The sequence below is a fragment of the Pseudomonas sp. NFX224 genome (assembly GCF_048565165.1).
GTDB lineage: Bacteria > Pseudomonadota > Gammaproteobacteria > Pseudomonadales > Pseudomonadaceae > Aquipseudomonas.
Genome location: NZ_CP183416.1, coordinates 6,298,786 through 6,310,941, shown reverse-complemented (window position 1 = coordinate 6,310,941; position 12,156 = coordinate 6,298,786). Strand labels below are relative to the sequence as shown.

Genomic DNA, 12,156 nt, shown 5'->3' with positions numbered 1-12,156 from the left:
TCCCACACAAAACCACTGTGGGAGCTAGCCAGCTAGCGATCAGGTCGGCCGGAACACCGCTGATTAAAAGAATGAATGAGGTTTGTATGACCCAACCCCGCTGGCTACGCAACGTGCGCCGCTACGGCGCACCCGCCGAAGACCTGCTGATCGAAAACGGCCACTTCACCCAACGCCGCCCGGCCTCGACCACCGAACTGCTCGCCACCGACATCGACGGCCAGAACCAACTGCTCACAGGGGCCTTGGTGGAAAGCCACGTGCACCTGGACAAAACCCTCTGGGGCCAACCCTGGCGCCCGAACAGCGCGGGCCCCACCCTTAAGGACTACATCGCCAACGAGCGGCGCATCCTGCGCGAAGTCACCACACCCATTGCGCAACGGGCCGGCGCGCTGCTGGAAAACTGCATCGCCCGTGGCTCGCTGACCATGCGCTGCCACGTCGACATCGACCCGGAATTCGGCCTGCGTCACGTCGAAGCCATGCAGCAACTGCGCGAAAAATACCGCGACCTGATCGACCTGCAACTGGTGGTGTTCCCGCAAACCGGCCTGATCAGCCGGCCCGGCACTGCCGAGCTGATGCGTGAAGCCATGGCTCTGGGCGTGGAAAACGTCGGTGGACTCGACCCGTGCGGCATCGACAACGACCCCGTCGCGCAACTGGATTTCGTGTTCAAACTGGCCAGCGAGTTCGACCGTGGCGTCGACATTCACCTGCACGACAAGGCTGAGCTGGGCCTGTGGCAGATCGCGTTGATCGCCGACTACACCGAGCGTTTCGCACGTCAGGGCCGAGTGATGATCAGCCATGCCTATTGCCTCGGCATGCTGCCGTGGAGTCAGGTCAAACCGGTGGCTGAACGTCTGGCAACGCTGGGTATTTCACTGATGAGTTCGGCGCCGGCCGATTGCGCGGTGCCGCCGTTCCTCGCCCTGCGCGAAACCGGAGTCAATGTGTGCCTGGGCTCCGATGGCATTCGCGACGCCTGGTCGCCGATGGGTAACGGCGACATGCTGGAACGGGCGATGTTGCTGGCGTTCCGTTTTGATTTGAACAAGGACGAAGAACTGGCGGCGGCCTTCGACGCCGCGACGGTCAATGGCGCTCGCGCACTGGGTTGCGACGGGTATGGCGTAGACATCGGCAGACCGGCGGACTTTTTGCTGATGCCGGTGCAAACGCTCGGTGAAGCGGTGGTTTCGCGGCCGCTGCGCCAGGTTTATCGCGGCGGACAGTTGATCGCGTCGGGCGGTCGTTTGCTGGACAGACGCCTGTGAAACGCATCGGCTTACGGGCCAGCTGCGTGGTCGGCTTCGACGGTACGCAGCATGTTTTATGGCGCGACGGCGAAGTGGTCTTCGAAGGTTCGCGCATTGAGTTCGTCGGGCGCGGTTATGCAGGTCCGGTGGATCAGTGGATCGACTACGGCAACGCGTTGATCGGTCCGGGATTCATCGACCTGGATGCGCTGGGCGATCTCGATTCCACGGTGTTGACCCTGGACAACGGCGACGAGCGCGACATGGGCCGGATGTGGTCGGCGCAATATCTGGCGCGTGGATCGCGGGAAAGCTACAGCCCCGAAGAAGAGGTTTTCAAATACCGCTATGCCTTCACGCAGTTGATCCGCAACGGCATCACCACGGCCATGCCGATCACTTCGATGTATTACCGCGAGTGGGCGGAAACCTACGATGAATGTGCCGCAGTCGCCGATGTGGCGGCTGAACTGGGGCTGCGCACGTACCTCGGCCCCTGCTACATGAGCGGCATGAGTTACTGGCGAGCCGACGGCGCGCTGGCCCACCACTGGGATGAAGACCGGGGCATGGCCGGGCTCGATGCCGCCGAGCGGTTTTTCCGGGATTTCGACGGCGCTCATGAAGGGTTGATTCGCGGCGCATTGCTGCCGGATCGCATCCAGACCTGCACGCCCGCCTTGCTTCAACGTACCGCCGCACTGAGCCGAGAACTCAACGCGCCGATGCGTCTTCATTGCTGCCAGGGCCTCGGCGAAGTGGCGATGGTCGAGCAACTGCGTGGGGCCTCACCGCTGGGCTGGTTGCAGCAATTGGACCTGCTGACGCCACGCAGCGTGTTGCCCCACGGCATCTACACCCGTGGCGATGACGACCTGCAACGAGTGGTGGATGGCGGCGCGAGCCTGGTGCATTGCCCGGTGGTGTTTGCCCGGGACGGCGAGGCACTGAACTCGTTTGGGCGCTATCGGGCCAAGGGCATCAACTTCGCACTGGGCACCGATACCTGGCCGGCGGATTTGCTTGAAAACATGCGTCAGGGTCTGAACATCGCCCGGTTGATGGAGGGCGGCAATGCACTGACCTGCACGCTGGACATGTACAACGCCGCCACCCTCGGCGGGGCCAAAGCCTTGGGCCGCGACGACCTTGGGCGTCTCGCGCCGGGGGCAAAAGCCGACATCACCGTGTTCAACCTGCGCGGCCTGCACCTGGGGCCGCTGTTCGATCCACTGAAAAACCTCGTGCTGGCTGGGCGCGGAGATGACTGCATCGCCAGTTACATCGATGGCCGCTGCGTCATGCACAACGGTCAGGTCAACGGTGTCGACTACCCCGCCCTGCAACGCAAGGCCCAGCTTCAATTCGAAAAACTGATGCGCAGTCACAGCGACCGGGCCTTCGGCCAACCGGACTGGAAACGTCTTTTCCAACCGGCCATTCCGTTCGCCGACGACTACAGCGCGCAAGCGCCACTGAGCGCGATTGATCCACTTCTTTAGAGATTTCTGCCCATGCAAAGCTTCGACTTCAGTCAACTGAGCCCACGGGAAAAATACAAGATTCTGATCGGCAGTGTGGTGCCACGGCCGATTGCCCTGGTCACCACCATCGACGGTGAAGGCCGCATCAATGCCGCACCCTTCAGCTTCTTCAACGCGCTGTCAGCCGATCCGCCGATCCTGGCGCTGGGCGTGGAAAACTACGGCGACCAGAGCCCCAAGGACACCACGCGCAACATCCAGCTCAACCAGGAATTCACCGTCAACATCGTCAGCGATGCGCTGGTGGAAGCCATGAACGTCTGTGCAGTGCCCTTCGCTCCCGGCTTCGATGAACTGACCGCCGCTGGCCTCACTGCCATCCCCGGCACCACGGTCAAATGCCCGCGCATCGGCGAAGCTCCAGTTGCGCTGGAATGCCGACGGATGATGGCGCTGAACATTGGTCAATCCCGGGAGATCATCTTTGGTGAAGTGCTGATGGCTCATGTGCGGGATGAATTGATCGACCCGAAAACCCTGTACATCGATCAACTGGGGCTTGATGCGATTGGTCGAATGGGCGGGCATGGCTATGCGCGTACGCGGGATTACTTCGATTTGCCGACACGTTCGTTGCAGGCGTGGACCGATGCACCGGGGGGTGGCGAGCGGTTTTGGCCCGTGACCAAGTAGCACACACAACCCTGTAGGGGCGAGCTTGCTCGCGATGGACTTGAGAGCGCCGCGTTCATTCAGAAAGGCCGCGTTATCGTTATCCACCATCGCGAGCAGGCTCGCTCCTACAGGGGAATGCGTGTTTCAGTGGAAATCCCGGCTGCGCACGCTGATGCCATCGAGCAGCGGGCTCAAGTCACTCAAGCGCCCGGCAATCAAATGACGCACCTCGCCCTCCTTCTCCCAGCGCCCATCAACCTTGAGCAACTGCGAGCCGACCAATACCTTTCGCTGCCGATCGGCCAGGTCGCGCCACACCACCACGTTGACGTTGCCGAACTCGTCTTCCAGGGTGACGAAGGTCACGCCACTGGCGGTGGCCGGCCGTTGTCGACCGGTCACCAGCCCCGCGACGCTCACCGGTCGTCCGTGCTCGACCTCCAGCAACTCCTTCGAACTGCGGCAACGCCGGGCTTTCAATTCAGCGCGTAACAACGCCAACGGATGCGGCCCGAGGGTGGTGCCGACGCTGGCGTAATCGGCCCGCAGGTCTTCGCCGACGGTGGGTTTGGGCAGCGCGATTGCGCCCTCTTCCTGGCTCGGCAGCCCGGCGAACAACCCAAGCTGTTTCTGCACCCCCGCCACTTCCCAGCGCGCCCGATGACGATCACCGGCCAACCCGCGCAGCGCACCGGCATCGGCCAGTTGCTCCTGGGCGCGGGCATCGAGTCGCGCCCGTTCGCCGAGGTCGGCGATGTCGGCAAACGCGCCTCTTGAGCGCGCCGCCTCGATGCGTCGAGCATCGTCCTCGCGAAAGCCCTTGATCATGCGCAGGCCCATGCGAATCGCCGGCTGCGCACCGGTCATCGGCTCCAGACTGCAATCCCAGTCGCTGGCCCGCACGTCCACCGGGCGAATCTGCAAATGATGACGGCGTGCGTCCTGCAGAATCTGGTCCGGGCTGTAGAAACCCATGGGCCAGCTATTGATCAGCGCACAGGCGAACGCTGCCGGTTCATGGCATTTCAACCAGCAGCTGGCATAGGTCAGCAAGGCAAAACTGGCGGCGTGGGATTCGGGAAAACCGTAACTGCCGAAGCCTTTGATCTGCTCGAAAATCTGCGCGGCGAACTCAGCCGTGTAGCCGTTTTTCTTCATGCCGGCGGCCAGCCGTTCCTTGTGCGGTTCGAGTCCGCCGTGACGTTTCCAGGCCGCCATGGAGCGGCGCAACTGATCGGCCTCGCCCGGGCTGTAGTTGGCGGCGACAATCGCAATCTGCATCACCTGTTCCTGAAACAGTGGCACACCGAGGGTGCGCTTGAGCACCACTTCCAGCTCGGGCGACGGGTAAATCTCCGGTTCTTCTTTATTTCGCCGCCGCAGGTACGGATGCACCATGCCGCCCTGGATCGGACCGGGGCGCACGATCGCCACCTCGATCACCAGGTCGTAGAACGTCTTGGGGCGCAGCCTCGGCAGCATCGACATCTGCGCCCGCGACTCGATCTGGAACACGCCGATGGTGTCGGCGCGGCCGATCATTTCGTAGGTGGCCGCATCTTCGGACGGGATCGTCGCCAGGCTCAGGTCGAGATTGCGGTGGCGACGCAACGAATCCAGGCAGCGGCGAATCGCGCTGAGCATGCCCAGCGCGAGAATATCAACCTTGAGCAGGCCCACCGCGTCCAGATCGTCCTTGTCCCACTGGATGATGGTGCGATCGGCCATGGCCGCGTTCTCCACCGGCACCAGGCTGTCCAGCGGTTGCTCGGAAATCACGAAACCACCGGGGTGCTGGGACAGATGCCGGGGGAAACCGATCAGTTGTCCCGTGAGGCTGAGCACCCGCCGCAGAATCGGACTTTCGGGGTCGAAACCGCCCTCAAGCAAGCGTTCCACGGGGGGCGTTTCATCGCTCCAGTGACCGCAGCAGTCAGCCAGGGCGTTGATCTGGTCCGGCGGCAGGCCCAACGCCTTGGCCACATCGCGCACGGCGCCAGACGCGTGATAGCTGCTGACCACGGCGGTCAGCGCAGCCCGGGCCCGACCGTAACGCTGGAACACGTACTGCAAGACTTCTTCACGGCGCTCGTGCTCAAAGTCGACGTCGATGTCCGGCGGCTCGTTGCGCTCCCTGGACAGAAAACGTTCGAACAACAGCGTGGTGCGATCCGGGTCGATTTCGGTGATACCCAGGGCAAAACACACCGCCGAGTTGGCTGCGGACCCGCGTCCCTGACACAGGATCTGCTGGTCACGGGCGAAGCGCACGATGTCGTGGACCGTCAGGAAATAGCTTTCGTAGCCTAGCTCGGCAATCAGCTCCAGCTCTTTGTCGATCTGCTCCAGCACCTCGACTTTCGGACCTTTTGGCCAGCGCCACGCGATGCCCTTATCGGTCAGGTCACGCAGCCACGACGTGGCCGTATGTCCGACGGGCACCAACTCCCGTGGATATTGATAACGCAACTGGCCGAGGTCGAACGTGCAGCGCCGGGCGATGACCCGCGTTTCATCAAGCAAGGCTGGCGGGTACAGGCTGGAGAGAACGTCGAGGCTGCGCAGATGCCGTTCACCGTTGGGGTGCAGGCGTAACCCGGTATCGGCCACCGGCAGGTGATGACGGATCGCGGTCATGGTGTCCTGCAAGGCCCGCCGTCCGCGCGCGTGCATGTGCACATCGCCGCTGGCCACCGGAGTAATTTGCAGCTCCCGGGCCAAGGTCAGCAGATCGTTGAGGCGCCGGGTGTCGTCCTGGCCACGATGCAACTGCACCGCCAGCCACAGGCGTTCGGCGAACACCTGCTTCAACCAGTGGCCCTGCTCGACATCATCGACCGCGTCCGGCACCCACAACACCAACAGCCCCGGCAACGGCTCGCTGAAGTCATCCCGCAGTATTTGATACTGACCTTTCTGCGTGCGCCGTCTGGCGCGGGTGATCAGCCGGCACAGCGTCTGGTAACCCTCGAGGTTCTCCACCAGCAGAACCAGTTTCGGACCGTTCTCGATGCGAATCTCGCTGCCGATGATCAGCGGCAACTCCACGGACTTCGCCGCTTGCCAGGCACGGACGATGCCGGCCAAGGTGCACTCGTCGGTGATCGCCAGGGCTTGATAACCCTGTTTTTTCGCCCGTTGAAACAGCTCAAGGGCACTGGAGGCACCGCGCTGGAAACTGAAATTCGACAGGCAGTGCAACTCGGCATATTCGGCGCTCATGCGAACCAGCCCTGCAACCACAACGGGCCGTCTTCACCCACCGCCCGATAAGCCCAGCCCTGCTGGCCGGCACGGGTTTCGATCAGGTAGTAATCGCGGCGCACATCAGCACCGTCCCACCAGCCTGACTCGATGCGTTCCGGTCCCATGAGGATGCGGGTCGAACCTTCGTGCACCGCGAGCGGTTCCGTCAGCAGCCAACCCGGTCGCTGCACGGTCGGGAATCCGCCGCAGGGATGACTGTCGGCACTGGCCTGCCACGCGCACTCGGGCCGGTGATCGGCCTGAAAACGCAGGCCATGCACCGCGTCATCTCCCAGCCGTGCGCGCAGGCGTTCGCGCAGTTGCTCCCAGGGTAAGGACTGCTGCGGGCGGTCGTCGAACAGTTCCTGACACTGCGGCACGAAGGCCGGCAAGTCTTCGGCGCGCAGACGAAAACCGCGTACCGGCGCCTCGACCTGAACTTGCTCCAGTCGCCCCCGGGCCAGTTCGAACAGCATCGCCGGATCGCGCTCGGCGCTGAGCAGGCCGACCTTGATGACCGTGTCCGGCAATCCGGCGTGCTCCAGGTGCAGGTCGAAACGCTGCACGCCGCTGTCACGACCGCACAGGAACGCCGACAGGTCACCGGTCAACCGGCGCAGCGGAAACAGCAGGGCCTGATGGGATTGCACATCAAAGTTGAGTTCGATGCGCACATCGAAACGGTCCGGCGGCAGATAGAACGCCAGCGCCAGCCGCCGCACCCCGAGCAAGACGTCCAGATGCTTGAGCACCTGAGCCTCGAAACGCCGGGCCAGGCTCTGCCGGGGCAACGCCTGCAGCTGATTCAGGGTGCGCAGCCCCATGCGCGACAACGCCGTGGCGACGCTGGTCTCCAGGCCGATGCGGTCGACGGGCATTTGCCCGAGGTGATGCTGCAAGGCTTGATCGTCGGGCACCACCAGGCCGTCGTAGGCGTTGGCCAGCATTCGTGCCGCCACCGGGTTGGGCGCAGCAACGATGCGATGGCGAAAACCCAGTTCGCCGAGTTCACGACGCAAACGCGCCTCGAACTGCGACCAATTGCCGAACAGGCCGAGGCTGGACTCGATCTCGAACACCAGCGCCCGTGGGTAATGCACGCTGACCTGGGCGCTGAACCGATAGGCCCAAGCGGCCAGAAACTGCTGCCAGTGTTCGATTTGAGCGGCGTCATACTCCGCGGTGGCAAAGCCTTTGCTCAAGGCCTGCGCGGCGCTCATGGACTGGCCGGGGCGCAAGCCCAGTTCCCGCGCCGGGCCGTTGACCGCCTGCAATACCCGGCGTTGGGCCGGACCGGTCAGCAGCGCCAATGGCTCATCGGGATCGGCGCGCTGACGCAGTACCGCGTCCAGCGCCAATTGCGGGAAAAGAATACAGACCCAGCGCATGGCAACCTCAATGCCCCACGGCGAAGGCAATCGGCGCCGAACGGGCCAACCCGCCCCGGCACTTGAGCACCCGCAATTGCGCAGGCCTGGCATCGATGGCGATGCGCAGGGCCGCGGGCGACGGGTTGATCGCTTCATTGAGCGAGCGATAGGCAAACGCCAGGGTCTGGCCGGTTTCCGCCGCCACCTGCAAACGACGCAAGGCGCGATCATCGGCCTTGTGCGGCCAGCACAGCACCGCACCGCAACTGCCCGAACGAAGGCATTGCTCCGCAGCCCACAGCGCATCGCGCTCGCTGGCCTGGATGATCGACAACTGACGCAGATCGACCCCGGCGCTCTGCCAGGCCTGGGGGTATGGCACGTAAGGCGGCGCCACCAGCACGATGCGCTCGCCCGCCGCCGACAGCCGCGCCAGCGCCGGCCATACCAGTTGCAACTCGCCGACGCCCTGCCCGGCCAGGAGGATTTCCGTCAGCGCCGCCTCGGGCCAGCCACCGGTGGGTAGCGCCGCATCCAGCGCGGCATGCCCGGTGGGTTGCGGGCTGACGGCCGGCGGCGCAGGCCGGCCCCTCCAGACCTGGCCGCCATTGAACAGCGTATCCAACGCAACGACGGCGCCCATCAGCCTTGCCTCACCAGACCGCAGAACACCCCTTCGATAGCGAGGTCCCGGTCGGCTTCGACGATGATCGGCTGATAAGCCGGGTTGCGCGGCAACAGGCGAACCGTGTCGTCGACCCGCTCGAAGCGCTTGATGGTGACTTCGCCGTCGAGTCGCGCCACGACGATCTGGCCGTTGACCGCCTCGGGGCTGCGGTGAACGCCCACCAGGTCGCCGTCGAGAATGCCGTCCTCGATCATCGAATCACCGCGCACCCGCAGCATGTAATCCGGCACCCGCGAGAAGATCGACGGATCGAGCAGCAAGCGGCTATGGACTTCGGCATCGGCACCGATCGGTGCACCGGCCGCCACCCGGCCGAGTACCGGGATGTCCAGCAGTTCGGGGCGCGGCGGTTGCCCGAGCAGGCGAATGCCCCGGGCCTGATGCGGATTGACCTCGATAAACCCGGCTTCGGTGAGCGCCAGCACATGCTTGCGCGCCACGCTGCGGGAGGCGAAACCGAACGCCTCGCTGATTTCAGCGAGGCTCGGGGACTGACCGTGTTCGGCGATGCGTTCGCGGATGAAGGTCAGGATGGCGGTACGGCGGGGAGTGAGCGTCGTCATGGAGTACATTTGTACTCTTTTGGCATTTTCCTGGCAAGGACTTGTAGGAGTTCCGTTCAGTCGCTGCTCAATCCACGTGACGCCAGAAACCCTGCAATGTAATCGATGAACGCCAATACCTTGGCCGTAGCCCGTCGGTGGCTCGGGTACACCGCCAGAATATCCGGGCCAAAGCTGTCCGGGTCGATGTCGTAGTCGGCCATGACCCGCACCAGTCGTCCATCGGCGATGTACGGTGCAGCGCTCCACAACGGTGTGTGCAGCAAGCCGCGCCCGGCCAGGGCATTGGCCAGCAGCAAGTCGTAATTGTCGCTGCGCAGGCGTGGTGCCTGGGGTTGCGGCAGGCTCAGGCGCTGCCCGTCACGCTCGGCCCACCAGAATTCGCGACTCAGCAACGGATGGCGATACAGCAACCATTCGTGGTCATCGAGGGTCTGCGGGGTGACCGGTAAACCCTTGCGCGCCAGGTATTCCGGGCTGCCGCACAGTGCCAGGCGATTGCTGCCGACCACGCGGGCGATCAGCCCGGGCAAATCGTCGTGGCCCTCACGCAAGGCCAGGTCATAGCCGCTCTCCAGCAGATTGACGAACTCATCGCACAAGTCCACTTGCAGGTTGATCTGCGGATACTGCTCAAGAAAACCGCCACACACCTGATCGAGAAAAGCCTGCCCGTAAGCCAGCGGCGCGGTGATTTTCAGGCTGCCGCGTAAACCATGCTGCAACTGCTCGATTTCCTCACCGGCCTCGTCCAACCGCTGCAACACCTGACGCGCGGTTTCCAGATAGAGCCGCCCGGATTCCGTCAACAATATTCGCCGGGTGCTGCGCTCGAACAGCCGCGCACCGAGCTCCGCCTCCAGGTGATTGACCGCTTTGGTCAGCGCCGACGGGGTCTTGCCCAATTGCTCGGCGGCGCGACTGAAACTGCCCAGTTGCGCCGTGACCACGAACATTTTCAATGCACCCAGCTTGTCCATACTTTTTCCATTCAGGCAAAAATGTTTTTCGTGCGCGAGGCGTTCTGCCGAGCACGGCAAGCCACTAATCTGGCCATCAGACGCAATAACAAGGAAACATTCAATGAAAAGATTCATCCCGAATCTCTTGGTGGCCGCAGTGAGTTTTGCCTCGCTGGAAGCCATGGCGGCGACTGACCTGGTGTTGTTCAATGGCAAGATATTCACTGCCGACCGCAACCAACCCAAGGTTCAGGCGCTGGCGGTGCAGGACGGCAAAGTGCTGCAAGTGGGCAGCGATGCGCAGATCAAAGCCTTGATCGAATCGGGAACCCAGGTCATCGATCTACAGGGCAAGACCTTGATGCCCGGCCTGATCGACAGCCACTCCCACGCGATTTTCGGCGGTCTGGAAATGGTCTCGGCCAACATGGCGGATGAAGTGGTCGAGCTCGACGAACTGGAAAAACGCCTGCGCACCTGGCGCGATAACGGCACGGCGAAGCACGGCGACGTGCTCAGCATTGCCGGCATGAGCTCGGCGTACTGGGCGCAGGCCGAAGCGTTGGGCAAGAAATTCAACGGCGGCGAATGGGCCAGCGTGCCCGTTGTGTTTATCGGCAGTGACCACCACACGGCCTGGGCCAACGACGTGATGCTCAAGCGCGCCGGGGTCGATGCCGCGTTGATCAAGTCATTGCCGACGGCTGAAGACGGCACCATCGGCAAGCTCAAGGACGGCAGGCCCAACGGCTTTTTGGTAGACGCCGGTTGGGACCGGGTCGCCTCGAAAACGCCAGCGCCGAGTGCCGCCGACATGCTCAAGGCTGCGCAAACCGCCGTGAGCTACAACAACAGCGTCGGCATTACCGCGTGGATGGACCCCGCTGCCAACGCTGCGCCGGGCGAGCCGGTGTTCGCCCTCAAGCCCACGGAAAAAACCGTCGGCGTTTTGCCGGTTTACAAGGCACTGGCCAAAAGCGGCGGCCTGACCGCCCACGTCGCGGCGCTGCTGGTGGCCAACTCGAAAAGCGTGCCCGCCGATCTCGACACCCTGGACAAGGTTCGCCAACAATTTCAGGGCATCCCCAACCTGACGCTGCCCGGCATCAAGATCTTCGCCGACGGCGTGATCGAGTACCCGGCGCAGAGCGCGGCGATGATCGACCCCTACAGCAACTCGCACAAACAGGGCGAGCTGCTGATCGATCCAAAACACTTCGGCGAGCTGGTCAGCGCCATCGACCAGCGAGGCTGGCTGGTGCATATCCACGCCATCGGCGACCGCGCGGTACGTGAATCGCTGAACGGTATCGCACAGGCACGCAAAGACCGGCAGAGCGGCGTGACTCACTCCATCACGCACCTGCAAATGGTCAACCCGAAAGAATTCGCCCGGTTCAAGCCACTCAACGTCATCGCTTCAATGCAATTGCTCTGGGCCGCTGCCGATGACTACACCACCGACATGATCAAGCCTTACGTCAGCGCCCTGGCGTTCCGTTACCAGTACCCGGCGCACTCGTTGCTCAAACAGGGCGCGACCATCGCCGGCGCCAGCGACTGGCCGGTGTCGTCGCCCAACCCGTTCAACGCCATGGCCCAGGCCATGACGCGGGTCGGTCCGTTGGGTGTGCTCAACGCCGACGAGCGCATCGATCGCGAAACCATGTTCTACGCCTACACCCTCAACGCTGCGCGCACCATTGGCCTGGACAAAACCATCGGCTCGCTGAGCGCCGGCAAACAGGCTGACTTCATCGTGCTCGACCGCGACGTGTTCAGCGTCGATGAGAAAGCCCTGCACGACACTCAAGTGCTGCAAACCTGGTTCGCCGGTCGCCAAGTCTACGCACCGACTCTCTAACAAAAACCGCCACCACCCCGCTGCCCGACCTCGTGTTTT

General features: G+C 63.3%; 9 protein-coding genes. 4 read left to right on the top strand and 5 right to left on the bottom strand.

Translation table 11 applies throughout. The annotated features are described in order from the left end of the window. Positions 1-86: 86 nt before the first annotated feature. The 3 genes from ACNYC6_RS28930 to ACNYC6_RS28920 are packed head-to-tail and all read left to right on the top strand — an operon-like array spanning position 87 to position 3,442. A complete protein-coding gene (locus ACNYC6_RS28930) occupies positions 87-1,283 on the top strand; it encodes an amidohydrolase family protein (protein ID WP_419710298.1) in 1,197 nt (398 codons plus the stop codon). Further along, positions 1,280-2,767 carry an amidohydrolase family protein gene (locus ACNYC6_RS28925; protein WP_419710297.1) on the top strand — a complete coding sequence of 496 codons (1,488 nt, stop codon included), beginning with the start codon at positions 1,280-1,282 and terminating at the stop codon, positions 2,765-2,767. Before ACNYC6_RS28930 ends, ACNYC6_RS28925 begins: the two co-directional genes overlap by 4 nt. A 12-nt stretch (positions 2,768-2,779) precedes the next feature. Continuing rightward, positions 2,780-3,442 carry a flavin reductase family protein gene (locus tag ACNYC6_RS28920; RefSeq protein ID WP_419710296.1) on the top strand — a complete coding sequence of 221 codons (663 nt, stop codon included), beginning with the start codon at positions 2,780-2,782 and terminating at the stop codon, positions 3,440-3,442. A 126-nt stretch (positions 3,443-3,568) separates the two neighbouring features. Here the strand turns inward: ACNYC6_RS28920 and ACNYC6_RS28915 are convergent, their stop codons facing one another. Genes ACNYC6_RS28915 through ACNYC6_RS28895 form a run of 5 tightly spaced genes read right to left on the bottom strand, consistent with a single transcriptional unit; the run spans position 3,569 to position 10,271 of the window. Further along, positions 3,569-6,646: an error-prone DNA polymerase gene (locus ACNYC6_RS28915; RefSeq protein WP_419710295.1), complete on the bottom strand. Its 3,078-nt coding sequence runs from the start codon at positions 6,644-6,646 to the stop codon at positions 3,569-3,571. Further along, on the bottom strand, positions 6,643-8,058 hold the full coding sequence (locus tag ACNYC6_RS28910) for a Y-family DNA polymerase (protein WP_419710294.1): 1,416 nt from the start codon (positions 8,056-8,058) through the stop codon (positions 6,643-6,645). Before ACNYC6_RS28910 ends, ACNYC6_RS28915 begins: the two co-directional genes overlap by 4 nt. A gap of 7 nt (positions 8,059-8,065) precedes the next feature. Then, positions 8,066-8,683, bottom strand: coding sequence for a translesion DNA synthesis-associated protein ImuA (gene imuA / locus ACNYC6_RS28905; protein WP_419710293.1), 618 nt, complete (start codon positions 8,681-8,683; stop codon positions 8,066-8,068). Further along, the gene (gene lexA, locus ACNYC6_RS28900; protein WP_419710292.1) at positions 8,683-9,300 is read right to left on the bottom strand and encodes a transcriptional repressor LexA; all 618 of its coding nucleotides are present in this window, start codon (positions 9,298-9,300) and stop codon (positions 8,683-8,685) included. Before lexA ends, imuA begins: the two co-directional genes overlap by 1 nt. A 47-nt stretch (positions 9,301-9,347) precedes the next feature. After that, complete coding sequence (locus ACNYC6_RS28895; protein ID WP_419710291.1) at positions 9,348-10,271, bottom strand: LysR substrate-binding domain-containing protein; 924 nt, start codon at positions 10,269-10,271, stop codon at positions 9,348-9,350. Positions 10,272-10,374: 103 nt separating this feature from the next. Here ACNYC6_RS28895 and ACNYC6_RS28890 point away from each other — a divergent pair, with 103 nt between their 5' ends. After that, a complete protein-coding gene (locus tag ACNYC6_RS28890) occupies positions 10,375-12,117 on the top strand; it encodes an amidohydrolase (protein WP_419710290.1) in 1,743 nt (580 codons plus the stop codon). The last annotated feature ends 39 nt before the right edge of the window (positions 12,118-12,156 follow it).

What these genes read in the sequence shown, in the direction of transcription:
- ACNYC6_RS28920 (WP_419710296.1), top strand. Translation starts at nt 2,780, where the DNA reads ATGCAAAGCTTCGACTTCAGTCAACTGAGCCCACGGGAAAAATACAAG.
- ACNYC6_RS28895 (WP_419710291.1), bottom strand. Translation starts at nt 10,271, where the DNA reads ATGGACAAGCTGGGTGCATTGAAAATGTTCGTGGTCACGGCGCAACTG.
- ACNYC6_RS28890 (WP_419710290.1), top strand. Translation starts at nt 10,375, where the DNA reads ATGAAAAGATTCATCCCGAATCTCTTGGTGGCCGCAGTGAGTTTTGCC.
- lexA (WP_419710292.1), bottom strand. Translation starts at nt 9,300, where the DNA reads ATGTACTCCATGACGACGCTCACTCCCCGCCGTACCGCCATCCTGACC.
- ACNYC6_RS28910 (WP_419710294.1), bottom strand. Translation starts at nt 8,058, where the DNA reads ATGCGCTGGGTCTGTATTCTTTTCCCGCAATTGGCGCTGGACGCGGTA.
- ACNYC6_RS28915 (WP_419710295.1), bottom strand. Translation starts at nt 6,646, where the DNA reads ATGAGCGCCGAATATGCCGAGTTGCACTGCCTGTCGAATTTCAGTTTC.
- imuA (WP_419710293.1), bottom strand. Translation starts at nt 8,683, where the DNA reads ATGGGCGCCGTCGTTGCGTTGGATACGCTGTTCAATGGCGGCCAGGTC.
- ACNYC6_RS28930 (WP_419710298.1), top strand. Translation starts at nt 87, where the DNA reads ATGACCCAACCCCGCTGGCTACGCAACGTGCGCCGCTACGGCGCACCC.